This is a genomic window from Rhodococcus globerulus NBRC 14531 (assembly GCF_001894805.1).
In the GTDB taxonomy this organism is placed as follows: Bacteria; Actinomycetota; Actinomycetes; order Mycobacteriales; family Mycobacteriaceae; genus Rhodococcus_F; species Rhodococcus_F globerula.
Genome location: NZ_BCWX01000002.1, coordinates 657,675 through 673,029, shown reverse-complemented (window position 1 = coordinate 673,029; position 15,355 = coordinate 657,675). Strand labels below are relative to the sequence as shown.

Here is a 15,355-nt window from a genome sequence, read left to right as displayed (position 1 = left end):
TGCCAGTCAGCCGTTGGTCAGGATTTTTGCAGCGGCAGCCAAGCCGTCGGGTGTACCGACTGCCACCAGCAGATCACCTCCGGTGAACGTGTAGTCGGGGTTCGGCGACGGATTCACCTGCCCGGCACGCATCACGGCGACGATCGAGACGCCGGTGCGTGTCCGCATCCCGGTGTCGCCGAGTGTCTGTCCGTCGTATCGGGAACCGTCCTTGATGTACAGCTGTTTGGTTCTGATCCCGGGTATGTCACTGTGTTCGTCTTCGAGCTGGGCCACGAGTTGCGGCGCACCAAGCAGGTTGCTCAGTGCAGCGGCCTCTTCCGTGGTGAGCGGCAACGACGCGGCGCACGCATCAGGATCGTTTTCCTTGGACACGATGAGGTCCGTATGTCCGTCACGATGAGTGACGACACCCACGCGGCGACCGGAGGCCAGGACAAAATCCTTACGAGTCCCGATGCCCGGCAGAGGGGTGACTTCTACATTCATATATCAACGGTAGCGCCGATCTGTGACAAGTTTCGCAGGAGGGCGAAATTATCGTCGACCGGTGCTGCGCTGCGTATTCCATCGCGTCACCGCAGGGACGGAAATGCACCGTTCTCGTCGCGAATGTACGCAGTAACGGCGGTGACAGCCGCGACGGGAATCGGCCCGAACAGATGCGGGAAACGCATCGAATCAGGATCCGACGGCACCCCCGGTTCCCACTTGACTTCAGCTCCCAGCAGAGCCGGATCCAGGGAGAGCAACACTATGTCGTCTCGGCCCGCGAAGATCCGGTTCGCCGGTAGATGAACCTGGGTGGGCGTCGACATGTGCACAAAACCCTCGGCGGCAAATCCGTCGGGAACGCGCTGCCCGACCTCTTGCGCACGCTCCCATTCGACGCGTGTGCACATATGGAGCAACTCGGCCGATGCGTCGGCGCCCGTTTCGGTTTCCTGGTTCATCGCCCCAGAATATCGCTCTGTACACGCGGATTTGAATCAGCTCTCAGCGAACAATTCTGCACACAGAATGCCTGCCCAGCGCATTTCCAGTGAGACACAACACTAAGAAACTCTTCTGGGAACAACCCATGAACGCCAAACGTCTGTAAGAGTGGATCTACCGCGCCATTCCGACGCGGCGGACCAGGCCCCAGGCACGCGGCACGAAAGCCGTCAAGCCAGTACGGAGGAGTCATGCCCGGAACACTGACCAGCCCACAGTTGACCGCTGCCGACCGGTGCGACCGGTGCGGTGCCGGAGCACGCGTACGCGCCGTGCTTCCCACCGGTGGCGAGCTTCTCTTCTGCGGACACCACGCAACCGAACACGCGGATCGACTTCGCGAGATGAATGCCGTCGTCTCCGAGAGTGAACCCGCAAACTAACCTGTCAGCCGGGGGTGGCCTCTTCGCGAGGCGCACCATGAACGCCGAAACGGGCGATCACAATCACTGTGATCGCCCGTTTTGCCGTCTTCAGGATTTCTACCAGCTACGCAGAATCGCAATGCGCTCGGTGAGCTGATCGACCGTCGCGATTGCCGTCGGCGGGCCACCGCACACGCGACGCAGTTCGGCGTGAATGATTCCGTGAGGCCGTCCGGTGCGGTGCACATTCATCGCGACCAGACCATTGAGCTCGCGTCGCAAGGCACCCAGTTGATCGGCGGTAGCAGCGCGCTCGGCGACCACTGCGGCAGTCGGCGCCGGAGCCGACGCTTTGGCGGAGTTGTTGTTCACCTGTTCTGCCTGGCGTTGCCGTAGGAGTGCACGCATCTGATCGGGGTCGAGCAGACCGGGCAGACCGAGATAATCGGCTTCCTCGTCGCTGCCGGAGAACGTGGCCGTTCCGAACGAGGCACCGTCGTAGATCACCTGGTCGAGCTCGGCGTCGGCACCGAGGGACGTGAACGCCTTCTCTTCCTCGCCGAGTTCGTCCTTCTGCTTGTTGGCGTCGGCGAGAAGATCGTCGTCGAGGCCGTCCTTTTCGCGGTGCGGCTTGCCAAGGACGTGATCGCGCTGGGCCTCCAACTGAGCGGCGAGGTCCAACAGGACCGGTACCGATGGAAGGAAGACGCTTGCGGTCTCGCCTTTACGCCGTGAACGCACGAATCGGCCGATGGCCTGCGCGAAGTACAGCGGTGTCGATGCACTGGTCGCATACACGCCGACGGCCAGACGCGGAACGTCGACGCCCTCCGACACCATGCGCACGGCGACCATCCATTTCTGGTCGCTCGCACCGAATTCCGCAATGCGCTTGGACGCGGTGGGATCGTCGGAGAGGACCACGGTGGGCTCCTCCCCCGTGATCGCGGTCAACGCCTTGGCGTATTCGCGAGCAACAGTCTGGTCTGTGGCGATGACCAGCCCACCGGCGTCGGGCATACCGGTGGAACGCAGCTGCCCCAAACGGGTGTCTGCTGCTTGCAGGACGGCGGGAATCCAATCGCCGGCAGGGTCGAGTGCGGTGCGCCAGGCTCGGGCGGTCTGCTCGGCACTGAGCGGCTCACCCAGTCGGGCGGTGAACTCTTCGCCGGCATTGTTGCGCCAGCGGGCCTCACCGGAATACGCGAGAAAGACAACCGGACGGACAACGCCGTCCTTGAGCGCGTCGGAGTAGCCGTAGGAATGATCGGCTTTGGATCGGAGCAATCCCTCTTTGTCGGGCTCGTACTGAATGAAAGGTATTGCGCTGTCGTCACTTCGGAACGGAGTTCCGGTCAGTGCCAAGCGCCGGGTGGCGTCGCCGAACGCCTCCTGAATTGCCTCACCCCAACTTTTTGCGTCACCGCCGTGGTGGATCTCGTCGAGAATCACGAGGGTCTTGCGACCTTCGGTCCGGACTCGGTGCTTAGTAGGATGCGCCGCCACCTGGGCATACGTCAGAACGACGCCGTGATAGTCACTGGACGTCTGGCCGGTGGAGTTGGAGAACCGCGAGTCCAACGACAAGCCCGAACGTTGCGCCGACTCCGCCCACTGATGCTTCAGATGCTCGGTGGGCGCAACGACGGTGATCTGGTCGACAGTCCGGTCGCGAAGCAGTTCCGACGCCACTCGCAGAGCAAATGTCGTCTTACCTGCACCCGGTGTTGCCACCGCGAGAAAGTCCCGAGGACTGCTCGCCAAGTACTTGGTGAGTGCCCGCCGCTGCCACGCGCGAAGCGACCCTGTCGAGGCCGTCGGTTGCGCTCCGGCACTCTCGGTCGAGTTGTTCACTTCGGCTGCCCCTGTCACTTCTGTCGTCGTTGTCTCAGACGTCATAAGCGCGCCTCCGCTGGAATCGCACTGTTGCCTCGCGCTCCTAGATTTTTCATGAATGTCCGGCGACGAGCCTAACTGTCGCTACCGACGAAAGCCGCACCCGAAGCGCCCGGGCATGGCCGGATTCACTGTCGATCCCCTCCCCGCGGCGAGGTTTCGCGAGATCGGAGACACAACCTCACCGCGGAAAAATATGCGACACGGCGACGCCACGGTTGGGCAACGAGGTGTGTCATCAGGAATGCTGGAGTGATTATGAGTGAAAAGGCGTGCCCGAAAACGCACGGAAGTGATCTGCATCACCGCAGATGGCATCCGCTGCGCCGCACGGGCCAGCTGATCGGCCGCACTCTGAGCAAGGCTTGGGACGACTCGATCTTCGGCAAAGCCGCAACGGCTGCGTTCTGGCAGACACTCTCACTGGCGCCGCTACTGCTGGGATTGCTCGGCATGATCGGTTACATCGGCGGCTGGTTCGGACCGAACACGGTCGAGATCATCGAGTCGAAGATCGTCACGTTCAGCGGGACGATCTTCAGCGAAAACGTCGTCGATCAGATCATCAGGCCGACGGTCACCGACGTTCTCCAGCGCGGCCGGCCGGAAATCATCTCGGTCGGCTTCCTGCTGTCGCTGTGGGCCGGTTCGTCGGCGATCTCGACGTTCGTGGATTCGATTGTCGAAGCGCACGGGCAGAAGGATGCCCGTAACGCGATCTGGCAGCGAATTTTTGCGCTACTGCTCTACGTGATGTTCCTCGGGATGGCCGTGTTCATCCTGCCGATGGTCGCGCTCGGCCCGACCATGATCGGACGTGTGTTGCCGCCGTCGTGGTACGACGTGGGCTCCAACCTGGTCGACACGTTCTACTACCCGGCCGTAGGCCTGCTGGTCATCATCGGCCTGACAACGCTGTACAAAGTCGCGCTACCGAAGTCCCTGCCGTGGCATCGACTTCTCGCGGGCGCACTGGTGGCCGGTGTGTTCTTCATGGCCGCGAGCACCGGATTGCGCTGGTACCTGGGATTTGTCACGGGCACCGGCTACACCTACGGAGCCTTGGCGACGCCGATCGCCTTCCTGCTGTTCACATTCTTCCTCGGCTTTGCAGTGGTGCTCGGCGCCGAGTTCAACGCGACGGTGCAAGAATTCTGGCCGGCGCGAGCGACGCGCCTGGAACAGGTCCGCGAGTGGCTGGCCGCACAGCAGGACGACGACAACAGCGCCGGGCCGGTGACCACTCTGACGTGGCACCTGGCAACAAGTCCGATTCGGGTGTCCGGTGACAAGTCCGATCCGGCGGCAGTACCGACCTACGGTCGGCCGCGAAGTCGGCGCGCCAACTCGGACGGCTGTGCCAGCTCGGACGGCCGTGCCAGCTCAGACGTCAAGGATTGCGACGGCATCGGAGCAGAAACGAACCCGGCGACCGACTGCACTGACACTGTCGAGTCGCCGAGTTCGGACTGCGGATCGGATCCGGCGCAACGACGCCGTTCCCGATTGCCCGGTCATTCGCCTTTGCGAAGTCCTTCGTAGATCTTCTTGCAGTCGGGACACACGGGCGATCCCGGCTTCGCAGACTTGGTGACCGGAAAGACCTCGCCGCACAGTGCAACCACATGGGTGCCCATCACGGCGCTTTCGGCGATCTTGTTCTTCTTGACGTAGTGAAAGACCTTCGGGGTGTCGTCATCGGTCGTTTCGTCGGTCGAGACGTCGGGACGTTCCTTGGTTTGGGTGCTCATACCTCCAATAATGCCGTCTACGCGGCAGCGGTGCGAGCGTCGGGCCGCGTGTGCAATTGTCGGCCGAGAGTGGAACAGTGGAGCTATGGCAAGAAATGGCGCGTTCGGTCACCCCGACGAAGCCGGAACACCCGACAATCCCGTATTGATCACCGAAGCACAGCTGTCCATCGACGAGCAGCACAAAGCGCGCGTGCGGAAGTACATGACGATCATGGCTTTCCGTTTCCCCGCGTTGATTCTGGCTGCCATCGCGTATGGCATTTGGGAGAACGGCTGGGTCTCGATGCTGATTATCGGTGCGTCCATCCCACTTCCGTGGATCGCGGTCCTCATCGCAAATGATCGACCACCGCGCACGAAGGACGAGCCGAGTCGCTACGACGGCCGACGCCGAGGCGCCGGCGAGATCGAGTCGAGTCCGCACCACATCATCGAGAGCTGACGCATCACCTGGTAGAAATTCGTCGCCTGCGAGAATGTCCGGGTGAGCACAACTCTCCTGTCCATCACCCCTGCGCTGCGCACGGCTCTGCTGCGCAATCGGTTCGACACCGACACCCTGCTCGAGCTGCTCGGTCCGGAAGTTCACGCAGCGCTCGGTCGCAGTGAACCGGTTCCGGTGCGACGCGCGAGCCGTGAGCACGGAGAAATCGGTGTTCTCATCCGGTTGTTCCTTCTCGCCGACGACTGTGCTCGCGAGGACGTCGCCGCCGCGTTGGCGCCGCTGACCGTCGACGATGCGATCGAAGCCGGTCTGCTCGAAAATTCAGCCGGCTCCGCTGTACGTGCCGCCGTGGATCTGCGGCCCATCGACGTCGGAGCCGGCGATCATTGGGTGATTTCGGATCTGGACGGTGGAATTCGGCCGAAGCAGTCCACGACCGCCGACCATGTCCTCGGTGTTGGACACGCCTCACTGTCGTTGCTGCAGGCAACACCGACGTCTCGCGTCGGAACAGTTCTCGATGTGGGCACCGGCTGCGGAATCCAAGCCCTGCACGCCAAGACCTACGCTGATTCCGTCACCGCGACGGACATCAATCAGCGCGCGATCGATCTCACCGCAGCAACTATGGCGCTCAACGGCCTCGACGTCGAATTGCATCAGGGTTCGTGGTTCGAACCGATCGAAGGACGAACCTTCGACCAGGTTGTCGCCAATCCCCCCTTTGTCGTCGGCGAGGCCCGCGTTCACCACACCTATCGAGATTCCGGTCTCGATCTCGACGGGGCCAGCGAACTGATGATCTCGCGGTCCGTCGACTATCTGAATCCCGGTGGCACCGCAGCGCTGCTGGCGTCGTGGGTCCATGTCGAGGGCGAAGACTGGCGATCGCGGATCGCGTCGTGGCTGCCGGCACACGGTGTCGACGCCTGGGTGGTGCAGCGTGACGTCGCGGATCCCGCGCTGTACGTCGGGACGTGGCTCAAGGACGGCGGCCAGGACCCGCGGGACCCCGCCACCGAGGAACGCGCCAATGCGTGGCTGGATCATCTCGAGGAATCGCACGTGGAAGGTGTGGGATTCGGCTTCGTCTTCTTGCGCCGAACGGACTCGCCGACGGACTTGATGGCCGAAGATCTCCTGCACGGTTTCTCCGACCCGCTCGGGCCCGAGGCGCTGGCGTACTTCGACCGGGTTGCCTGGCTGCGTGAACACGACGTGCTGCAGGAGCGGTTTGTCGTCGATCCGAACACCGCCCTCGAACGCGTCTATCTTCCCGGCGAAGAAGGGTGGCAGCAGGTTGTCACTCGGATTCACCGTGGCAACGGACCACACTGGCAGCATGAGATCGACGACCTCGGTGCCGCACTAATGGCGGGCCTGCGGGCCGACGGACTTGTGGTCGAGGAATTGGTCGAGCTTCTTGCCGCCGCAAACGGTGAAGACCCCGAAGTTCTCAGTGCCGGCGTCGTCACTCTGCTCGTGTCACTCGTACGTCACGGATTGGTGTTGCCGGTCACGTAGTCGAGTTCCGATTGGGTTGCAGATTTTCGGGTTCTCAGCAACTTCTCAGGACTGCCCGGGGAACACAGCAGGTCAGAGCAATTTCGACGAAATCGCTGCGGGAACTATCTCGGAACTCTCACGCGTTGAACCTTGTGAGAGACCGCCGATAGGGAGGCAAGTCATGACAAGCCCCAGCACCACTACTCGCATTCGTCCGAGCGCTGCGGATCTGGACGCCCAGAGCCCGTCAGCAGACCTGGTCCGTGTCTATCTGAACGGAATCGGTCGCACCGCACTGCTGACAGCAGCAGACGAAGTCGAACTGGCGAAGCGAATCGAAGCGGGGCTGTACGCCAGCCACGTTCTGGCTACGGGAAAGCGCCTGACAGCTGCCAAGAAGAGGGATCTCGCAACAATCGTTCGTGAGGGAGAGTCGGCACGCAGCCACCTCCTGGAAGCGAACCTGCGACTCGTCGTATCGCTGGCCAAGCGGTACACCGGTCGCGGCATGCCCCTCTTGGATCTGATTCAGGAGGGAAACCTCGGCTTGATCCGCGCGATGGAGAAGTTCGACTACGCAAAGGGCTTCAAGTTCTCGACGTACGCCACCTGGTGGATTCGCCAGGCCATCACCCGCGGAATGGCTGATCAGAGCCGCACCATCCGCCTGCCAGTCCACCTCGTCGAGCAGGTCAACAAGCTGGCCCGCATCAAACGCGAACTCCATCAGCAGCTCGGACGCGAAGCGACCGACGACGAATTGGCGGAGGAGTCGGGAATCCCGGCACACAAGATCGCGGATCTTCTCGACCACAGCCGCGACCCGGTAAGCCTGGACATGCCCGTCGGCAGCGACGAAGAAGCACCTTTGGGCGACTTCATCGAAGATGCCGAGGCAACATCGGCCGAGAACGCCGTCATCGCCGGTTTGCTGCACAGCGACGTCCGCAGCGTGCTCGGCACCCTCGACGAGCGTGAGCAGCAGGTCATCCGCCTGCGCTACGGCCTCGACGACGGCCAGCCGCGCACCCTCGACCAGATCGGCAAGCTCTTCGGGCTCTCCCGCGAGCGGGTGCGCCAGATCGAGCGCGAGGTTATGGGCAAGCTCCGTGTCGGCGATCGTGCCGAGAAGTTGCGCTCCTACGCCAGCTGATCGCGGCGCCGTGTGACACTCACCGGCCACCGTATGTTCTCCCATCGGGAACGTACGGTGGCCGGCTTTTCGTATTGAACGCTGGGTGTCGAACGCGGGGGTTCAGCGCAGTCGTCTGGGTCCCAGATCCACAGCGCTCGGTTCCGGTCCGATGCGCACGCGGGCGTCCGTGATCTCGGCGCCGACAGCGGACGCCAGTACCGGCTCGCAGGCAAGCTCCCGAACTTCGGGGATATCGTCGGCCAACGTCGAGATCCGCTGCACCAGATCCACCAGCGCACCCTTGTTGACGGGGACGGCGTTGCGGTAGCCGGAGAGCAGCGGCGCGGCTTTGGGAGCGTCGATCAATTCGGTGGCGGCGTCCTCGGTCAGCGGCAGGACTCGGTAAGCCCGGTCACCGAGGAGATCCGAGATCACGCCGGCCAGGCCGAACGAGATCAGTGAACCGAACGACGGGTCGTCCTGCACGGCCACAACACACCCGATGCCCTTTGGCGCCATCTTCTGCACGTGCAGGAGCGGCTCCCCCGACGCGGCAGCAAGGTCGCTGTACGCGAGTCGAACCGAATCCGGCCCGACAAGGTCGAGGCGAACACCACCAAGATCCGGGCGATGGCGCCATAGTTCGCCGGTTGCCTTCACCACCACGGGGTACCCGAGTGCGTCGGCTGCCTCTACGGCTTCGTCTTCGCTCAGGACCGAGCGGAATTCGACGACGTCGACGCCGTAGCACGCCAGAAGTTCCGATGCCTCGAAGTCGGAAAGCCAACGACCGGGCGAGTTTTCGAGCCAGGCGGCAACCATCTGGCGAGCCCGCTCGGAGTCGATGCCGGCTGGCCGCACCACCTTGGACGCGGGCTTGCTTCGCCATTCGGCATATCGCCAGGCCCGCGCCAACGCCAGTGCCGCACGCTCCGGTCCCGGATACGACGGCACCGATCCCCGAGTCGGATTGCCGGCGTCATCGCGGACAGTCAGCACCTCCGGCACTCCCTCCGCGGCCAGGAACGTCGTGAGAATGGGCTTGTCCGATCCCGCTACCGCATCCTTGAGCGCTTTCGCGAAGGGTTCGACCGGGATGGCGACCGGTGGAACGAAGACCGCGATGACGGCGTCGACGTCGAAGGACGCCAAGGCATCACGCACCGCTGACGCAAACAACTCGGGACTGGCCTGCGCGCCCAGGTCGATCGGATCGCTGACTTGGAGCCCTTCGCTACGGGCTGCGTCTGCGGCCAGTACACCAAGAGCAGTGGAGTTACCGATGACTGCCAGACGCGGGCCGGCCGGCAACGGTTGATAACCGAACAGCAGTGCGCAGTCGAACAATTGGGAGATCGACCCGACCTGGATGACACCGGCCTGCTCGAACAGCGCGCGGACAATGGAATCGTCGATCTCGACTCCGGTGGCCGCCAGCACGGGTGGCACTGCGTGGCGTCCGCTCTTGACTGCCACGATCGGCTTCTTACGCGCCACGCGCCTTGCGATCCGGGAGAACTTTCGCGGGTTACCGAAGCTCTCCAAGTACAGGAGCACCACTTCGGTGGACTGATCCGAATCCCAGTACTGCAGAAGGTCGTTGCCGGACACATCGGCACGGTTACCGGCAGAGACGAAGGCCGACAACCCGATTCGACTGCGCGCGGCCTCGTCGAGGATCGCGATTCCCAAAGCACCAGACTGGCAGAAGAACCCGACGTTGCCTGCCGCCGGAAGAACCGGCGCCAGCGTCGCGTTCAGGGAAATCGCTGGATCGTTGTTTGCCACGCCCAGCGCATTGGGCCCGATGAGACGCATCCCGTGCGCGCGGGCCGCATGGACAAGTTTCCGCTCCGATGCGCGACCGTCCGGGCCGCTGTCGCTGAAACCCGACGACACGACAACCAGCGCCTTGACACCCTTGTCGAGGCAGTCGTCGAGAACCGAACTGATGGATTCGGCGGGGACGGCAACCACCGCAAGATCGACGTCGTCGGGAATCTCGCGAACAGTCTTGTATGCCCGAACTCCGTGTACGGAACGATGTTCGGCATTGACCGGATAGACAGGGCCTGTGAACCCGCCACGCAGAAGGTTGGTCAGTACGGCGTTGCCGACCTTCGCCGGGTCGGCCGACGCTCCGATCACGGCAACGGACCGCGGACTGAGCACGTTTCCCATACTCCTGGCCTCAGCCGCCCGCTCACGGGAATTACGCACGGAGACAAGGGCTTCTGTGGGGTCGATCGCGAACTCCAGGCGCAGCACTCCCCCGTCGAACGTTCGACTGACCTGATATCCGGCCTCGCGGAAGACGGTGACCATGTTGCGGTTCTCGGACAGGACCTCCGCCACGAACATCGTCAGCCCGTTTTCCGCGGCTGCCGCTGCCAGGTACTCGAGCAGGATGGGGCCAAGGCCGCGACCCTGATGGGCGTCGGCGACAACAAATGCCACTTCCGCCGACTTGCCGTCACCGACGTCGAGGAGACGCTCGTACCGGCCGACGGCGATGATCTCGTCGCCCAGCATCATGACAAACGCGACCCGATTGTGGTGATCGACCGTCGTGAAGTTCGTGACGTCGCGCTTTGACATTGTGGGGTAAGGGCCGAAGTACCGCAGATACCGCGTGCGCTCGGAGAGCTTGCCGTGGAATTCGACAAGCTTGTCCGCGTCCTCGGGGACGATCGGCCGCAGGGCAACCGCGCCGCCGTCCGAGGCGAGCACGTCGACAACCCACTCGTGCGGATAGTTGTGTGCCGCGTCGACCGCAGCGTCTGTCTTGGCTTCGGTGTCGGATTTTTTAGGGTCGGACTTGGGGTCGGACTGTTCAGTCACGGGGATCCTCCGGGTCGAGTCCGAGAAGGGGAAACGCAGCGCGGCGCGTCGCGATGATGGCGGAATCGATGCGGGTGAGCGCTCTGTCTACCGACGCCACTCCGGTTTCGGGCGTACCGCCCGGCCCGTCCCACTTCGAGAAGTTGATGTCGCCGCCGTCCCCCATGACCTCGGGAAGTTCGACGCCCGGTGCCATCGCCCCGGTCTTTTCCTTCCAACCGTCCGGAAGTGGCGTGTTCACATCGATGTCACGATCAAGCGCTGCCGCGATGAGATGCGTCCACGCCCGCGGAACGATCCGCACCAACCCGTACCCACCACCACCGACCGCCAGCCATCGTCCTTCGGAGTAGCGGTCGGCAAGATCACGCATCGCGATAAACGCTGCTCGTTGACCGTCGACGGTCAACGCCAGATCAGCGAGCGGGTCTTCCCGATGCGAGTCGACACCACACTGGCTGATGATGATCTGGGGCCGGAACGCGGCGATCGCACCGGGCACCACCGCGTGAAATGCCCGCAGCCACAATGCGTCTACGGTTCCCGGCAACACCGGGATGTTGACAGCCGTACCCTCCGCCGCGCCGTCCCCGACTTCGCTGGACCAACCGGTATTGGGCCACAGTGTTGCCGGATGCTGATGCAGAGACACCGTCAAGACTCGTGGGTCGCCGAGAAAAGCGTGCTGCACGCCGTCACCGTGATGTGCGTCGACGTCGATGTACGCGATGCGGTCGTACCCGTTGTCGAGCAGCCAGGAGATTGCGACAGCCGCGTCGTTGTAGACACAGAATCCCGAGGCCCAGTCCGCCATCGCGTGGTGCATTCCGCCGCCGATACTGACCGCCCGACGTGTGCGCCCCGACGCGATTTCCTTGGCAGCGGCCAGGGAACCACCGGCAAGAATTGCGCTCGCCTCGTGCATCTGCGGAAAGACCGGGTTGTCCTCGGTCCCGAGACCGTGGGGAACATCCGCACCGGTAACACCGTTGGATGCTGAGTGGCCCGCTGATTTGACGGCGGCGAGGTAGGCGGGCGTGTGTATGCGGAGGAGGTCGAAGTCACTGGCAGGTGTCGGCTCGAGGAACTCGATTCCCTCGAGCAGTCCCAGGCCACGCGAGAGTTCCATCGTCAGGTCGAGGCGGGTCGGATTCATCGGGTGATCGTTACTCCACCGATAACTCAGGTACTCCGGACTCCACACCACAACTCGATTCGCTCGAGGCATCGTGGGGTCCTCGTCAGATCTGATCGAGGCGGTCATGGGAACACGCTACTTCGTGTTCGACTGGTGCCGTGCACCACACTGTTCTCGAAAGTGTGTCCAGGCCGTCACACCAGGGATGTCGCCACCGGCCGAACAGCCGGACTCGCCGCTGATGGAGCGGCACAAGTTTCCGGAACCGAACGGTAGAATGGCCGTTGACGAAGGGGTTGAGTGTGAAGGATCTAGTCGACACCACGGAGATGTATCTCCGGACGATCTACGACTTGGAAGAAGAGGGCGTTGTCCCACTCCGGGCGCGGATCGCCGAACGGCTCGAGCAGAGCGGACCCACCGTGAGCCAGACCGTTGCGCGCATGGAGCGCGACGGATTGCTGATGGTTGCCGGCGATCGACACCTGGAGCTCACCGACAAGGGCCGCGACTTGGCCGTTTCGGTCATGCGCAAGCACCGCTTGGCAGAACGCCTGTTGGTGGACATCATCGGCTTGAAGTGGGAAGACGTGCATGCAGAGGCGTGCCGCTGGGAGCATGTGATGAGCGAGGACGTCGAGCGCCGACTCGTCGTCGTTCTGAACAACCCGACCACGTCGCCGTACGGTAATCCGATTCCCGGGCTGGATCAATTGGGCCTGGACGGGCCGAGCAATCCCGCCGAAACCTTGATGCGCCTCACCGATGTTCCGGCGGGCAAGCCGACGGCTGTGGTTGTGCGCAGGCTCGCCGAGCACGTGCAGTCCGATCCCGATGTGATCGCGCAACTGCGAGACGCCGGCGTCGTTCCGGACGCCAGGGTGACCGTCGAAACCCGCCCGGGTTCAGTGACGATCATCGTGCCCGGCCACGACGGTGTGGAGTTGGCAGAAGAAATGGCGCACGCCGTACAGGTAAAGCTGGTCTGAGGAATTTCATGAAACTTTTGGTTACCGGCGGTGCCGGCTACGTCGGCAGTGTCTGCAGCACAGTACTACTCGAACGCGGACACGAGGTCGTTGTGATCGACGACCTCTCCACCGGAAATGCCGACGCCGTCCCAGCCGGCGCCGACTTCATCGAAGGTGATGTAGCCAAGACGGCGGCGAAGGTCCTCGGCAACTCCCCGATTTTCGACGGTGTTCTGCATTTTGCCGCGCAGTCACTCGTCGGCGAATCGGTGTTGCATCCCGAAAAGTACTGGCAGGGCAATGTAGTAACAACCCTCGCGCTCCTCGAGGCCATCCGCGCCTCTCGGACTCCGAGGTTGGTGTTCTCGTCGACTGCGGCGACGTATGGCGAGCCGGAGCAGACTCCGATCATGGAGACTGCTCCGACTCGGCCTACCAATCCGTACGGAGCGTCGAAGCTCGCCATCGACCACGCGATCACGTCGTACTCCGTCGCGCACGGTCTTGCCGCCACCAGCTTGCGCTACTTCAATGTCGCCGGTGCCTACAAGTCTGCCGGTGAAAACCGGGTTGTCGAAACACATTTGATCCCGTTGGTGCTGCAGGTTGCACTCGGGCAGCGGGACAAGATCTCGGTCTTCGGCACCGATTGGCCCACGCCCGACGGAACTGCCGTGCGGGACTACATCCACGTGCTCGATCTCGCCGAGGCTCATCTCCTCGCCTTGGAGAAGTCCACGCCGTCCGAGCATCGCATCTACAACCTCGGTAGCGGTGCCGGATTCAGCGTCCGCGAGGTCATTGCTTCGTGTGCTCGGGTGACCGGACATCCGATCAATGTCGAGGACGCTCCACGCCGTCTCGGCGACCCGGCCGTCTTGATCGCGTCCAGCGACAAGGCAATTGCCGAACTCGGGTGGACCCCGACGCGCACCGATCTCGACGTGATCGTCGCGGATGCTTGGCAGTTCCTGCAAGACCTCGGTTCTGCATCGCACTCCGCTCGGTAGATCTGCGACGCTTAAGTCCTCCAGGTCCAACTCACCTCGCCTCGGGCATCGCACTCACGTCGAAGTCCCGGGCGAGGTCGAGTCCGACTCCCGCCAGCCTGCGAATTCCGTCCGGTCGCATGCCGGCCTGCAGCGAGTTGTCGAGCAAGCCGGCCAGACTGTATTCAGGGTCCGCTTCCAGTGCATATGCGAGCGCGATACCGGCGAGTGGGCCATCACCGCGGGCATAGGCAAAGAATCCCAGAAGTGTAGCGGGATAAGAACATTCGGGAACCGGAAGTTCGTGCGTCAAGATCATCCACAACGCTTCCGCGGAATCTGCGTACTCCGTTGCCGCTAGACCCATGACAGTGTCCCGGACGCGCACGTCCGACAACACCAGTGCCAGGTGCGCACATTCACGGGCGTCGGGAAATACTCCGCGCCGCATCCGCTCGACAAACGCCAGAACTTCCTCGACCTCCCGGCGCACCTGAGCGAAGGGATCGTTCGAGCAGTGCGCCTCGCACCGCGCCGACGCGATCTGCGCGCGCCCCCGGTCGATCAACGACCCGATCGTCGCGTGGTTACTCGATTGCCCACGAACCGAGCGCACCAACTCGCTCCGCGACGCTCGGATGACACGGCCGCCGAGGACCTGGGCGGCCGCGACAGAGGACGAACCGGGATCGGGCAGGCGCCCATGCCGATCCGGCGCGAGGATGCTCATCCAGTCGCGACCCCTCGCGATCAGCGGTACTGCGAACACATCGACGAGTTCGACGCCGTTGCCGGTAAGCATGTCGTTGAATTCCGCTGCGATGTCGAATAATTCCCCCAACGGATGGTCTCCGATCATTACCAGGATCACCGCGACTGTTCCTTCTGTCGCACAGACTCGAACAAATTGCTCGAGGGCCGAGTGCATCGCCGGAGCGAGCTCGGAGCCGATGTTCGGAAAGTAGTCGTGCCTCATGATCGGTCCGAGTGTTTTTGGTGTGGTGTCCATCAGGCACAACGCGACGACGGAATCTTCGGGGCTGAACCCCATCAACGCTGGGATCGCAGCGATCAGCTCGCCTGGTTCCGAAAGGTGTTCGGACTCACGCGACGCCCAACTCTGCGCCTGGTCGTCGGAGGATTCGAATTCCCGGGAAAACGGTGATGTTGTCATGGGTAGACCATGTCAAGAGCAACCACCAGCCCGCGGCGCTCGACCTGGCAAAACGAAGCTCATGAAGCTCAGCTGTGCAGAACCAATTTTGTTGTGGATGAATCACGAACACAGGCACCGACTACGTGATGAGTGTCGGTGCCTC

14 protein-coding genes are annotated in these 15,355 nt (G+C 63.0%); 7 read left to right on the top strand and 7 right to left on the bottom strand.

The window, feature by feature from the left end; all coding sequences use genetic code 11:
* Positions 1–6: 6 nt before the first annotated feature.
* The gene (locus RG2_RS11695; protein ID WP_033234782.1) at positions 7–489 is read right to left on the bottom strand and encodes a cation:proton antiporter regulatory subunit; all 483 of its coding nucleotides are present in this window, start codon (positions 487–489) and stop codon (positions 7–9) included.
* An 86-nt stretch (positions 490–575) separates the two neighbouring features.
* Positions 576–953 (bottom strand): DUF952 domain-containing protein, encoded by a 378-nt coding sequence (locus RG2_RS11690; protein WP_033234783.1) that lies wholly within the window; start codon positions 951–953, stop codon positions 576–578.
* A gap of 234 nt (positions 954–1,187) precedes the next feature.
* On the opposite strand from RG2_RS11690, the gene RG2_RS11685 reads away from it, so the two are divergent.
* Positions 1,188–1,379, top strand: a complete 192-nt coding sequence (locus RG2_RS11685) for a DUF7455 domain-containing protein (protein ID WP_033234784.1) — start codon at positions 1,188–1,190, stop codon at positions 1,377–1,379.
* Positions 1,380–1,478: 99 nt separating this feature from the next.
* Here the strand turns inward: RG2_RS11685 and RG2_RS11680 are convergent, their stop codons facing one another.
* On the bottom strand, positions 1,479–3,260 hold the full coding sequence (locus RG2_RS11680; RefSeq protein ID WP_033234785.1) for a DEAD/DEAH box helicase: 1,782 nt from the start codon (positions 3,258–3,260) through the stop codon (positions 1,479–1,481).
* Positions 3,261–3,515: 255 nt separating this feature from the next.
* On the opposite strand from RG2_RS11680, the gene RG2_RS11675 reads away from it, so the two are divergent.
* Entirely contained in the window at positions 3,516–4,799 is a 1,284-nt protein-coding gene (locus tag RG2_RS11675) for a YihY/virulence factor BrkB family protein (RefSeq protein WP_033234786.1), read from the top strand.
* Here RG2_RS11675 and RG2_RS11670 read toward each other — a convergent pair.
* Positions 4,772–5,008: a DUF3039 domain-containing protein gene (locus tag RG2_RS11670; RefSeq protein WP_033234787.1), complete on the bottom strand. Its 237-nt coding sequence runs from the start codon at positions 5,006–5,008 to the stop codon at positions 4,772–4,774. The two genes, RG2_RS11675 and RG2_RS11670, sit on opposite strands and share 28 nt — an antisense overlap.
* An 85-nt stretch (positions 5,009–5,093) precedes the next feature.
* Between RG2_RS11670 and RG2_RS11665 the strand changes: the two genes are divergently transcribed.
* The 3 genes from RG2_RS11665 (at position 5,094) to RG2_RS11655 (ending at position 8,115) form a co-directional block, all read left to right on the top strand.
* Positions 5,094–5,453, top strand: a complete 360-nt coding sequence (locus tag RG2_RS11665; protein ID WP_033234788.1) for a DUF3099 domain-containing protein — start codon at positions 5,094–5,096, stop codon at positions 5,451–5,453.
* A gap of 42 nt (positions 5,454–5,495) precedes the next feature.
* A complete protein-coding gene (locus tag RG2_RS11660; protein ID WP_033234789.1) occupies positions 5,496–6,980 on the top strand; it encodes a DUF7782 domain-containing protein in 1,485 nt (494 codons plus the stop codon).
* A 163-nt stretch (positions 6,981–7,143) separates the two neighbouring features.
* Positions 7,144–8,115, top strand: coding sequence for a sigma-70 family RNA polymerase sigma factor (locus RG2_RS11655; protein WP_033234790.1), 972 nt, complete (start codon positions 7,144–7,146; stop codon positions 8,113–8,115).
* A gap of 102 nt (positions 8,116–8,217) precedes the next feature.
* On the opposite strand, the gene RG2_RS11650 is transcribed toward RG2_RS11655, so the two are convergent.
* Together RG2_RS11650 and RG2_RS11645 are read right to left on the bottom strand one after the other, a co-directional pair.
* Positions 8,218–10,938, bottom strand: coding sequence for a bifunctional acetate--CoA ligase family protein/GNAT family N-acetyltransferase (locus RG2_RS11650; protein ID WP_033234791.1), 2,721 nt, complete (start codon positions 10,936–10,938; stop codon positions 8,218–8,220).
* The gene (locus RG2_RS11645) at positions 10,931–12,202 is read right to left on the bottom strand and encodes an acetoin utilization protein AcuC (protein WP_033234792.1); all 1,272 of its coding nucleotides are present in this window, start codon (positions 12,200–12,202) and stop codon (positions 10,931–10,933) included. Before RG2_RS11645 ends, RG2_RS11650 begins: the two co-directional genes overlap by 8 nt.
* 176 nt (positions 12,203–12,378) lie before the next feature.
* On the opposite strand from RG2_RS11645, the gene RG2_RS11640 reads away from it, so the two are divergent.
* Positions 12,379–13,065 carry an iron-dependent transcriptional repressor DtxR gene (locus RG2_RS11640; protein WP_033234793.1) on the top strand — a complete coding sequence of 229 codons (687 nt, stop codon included), beginning with the start codon at positions 12,379–12,381 and terminating at the stop codon, positions 13,063–13,065.
* 8 nt (positions 13,066–13,073) lie between these two features.
* Positions 13,074–14,057, top strand: coding sequence for a UDP-glucose 4-epimerase GalE (galE, locus tag RG2_RS11635; RefSeq protein ID WP_033234794.1), 984 nt, complete (start codon positions 13,074–13,076; stop codon positions 14,055–14,057).
* Between the two features lie 31 nt (positions 14,058–14,088).
* Here the strand turns inward: galE and RG2_RS11630 are convergent, their stop codons facing one another.
* Positions 14,089–15,210, bottom strand: coding sequence for a DUF4192 domain-containing protein (locus RG2_RS11630; RefSeq protein ID WP_033234795.1), 1,122 nt, complete (start codon positions 15,208–15,210; stop codon positions 14,089–14,091).
* Positions 15,211–15,355: the final 145 nt, after the last annotated feature.

Coding starts and splice junctions, on each gene's coding strand:
- galE (WP_033234794.1), top strand. CDS start 13,074: ATGAAACTTTTGGTTACCGGCGGTGCCGGCTACGTCGGCAGTGTCTGC.
- RG2_RS11675 (WP_033234786.1), top strand. CDS start 3,516: ATGAGTGAAAAGGCGTGCCCGAAAACGCACGGAAGTGATCTGCATCAC.
- RG2_RS11695 (WP_033234782.1), bottom strand. CDS start 489: ATGAATGTAGAAGTCACCCCTCTGCCGGGCATCGGGACTCGTAAGGAT.
- RG2_RS11655 (WP_033234790.1), top strand. CDS start 7,144: ATGACAAGCCCCAGCACCACTACTCGCATTCGTCCGAGCGCTGCGGAT.
- RG2_RS11645 (WP_033234792.1), bottom strand. CDS start 12,202: ATGACCGCCTCGATCAGATCTGACGAGGACCCCACGATGCCTCGAGCG.
- RG2_RS11680 (WP_033234785.1), bottom strand. CDS start 3,260: ATGACGTCTGAGACAACGACGACAGAAGTGACAGGGGCAGCCGAAGTG.
- RG2_RS11685 (WP_033234784.1), top strand. CDS start 1,188: ATGCCCGGAACACTGACCAGCCCACAGTTGACCGCTGCCGACCGGTGC.
- RG2_RS11690 (WP_033234783.1), bottom strand. CDS start 953: ATGAACCAGGAAACCGAAACGGGCGCCGACGCATCGGCCGAGTTGCTC.
- RG2_RS11670 (WP_033234787.1), bottom strand. CDS start 5,008: ATGAGCACCCAAACCAAGGAACGTCCCGACGTCTCGACCGACGAAACG.
- RG2_RS11665 (WP_033234788.1), top strand. CDS start 5,094: ATGGCAAGAAATGGCGCGTTCGGTCACCCCGACGAAGCCGGAACACCC.
- RG2_RS11630 (WP_033234795.1), bottom strand. CDS start 15,210: ATGACAACATCACCGTTTTCCCGGGAATTCGAATCCTCCGACGACCAG.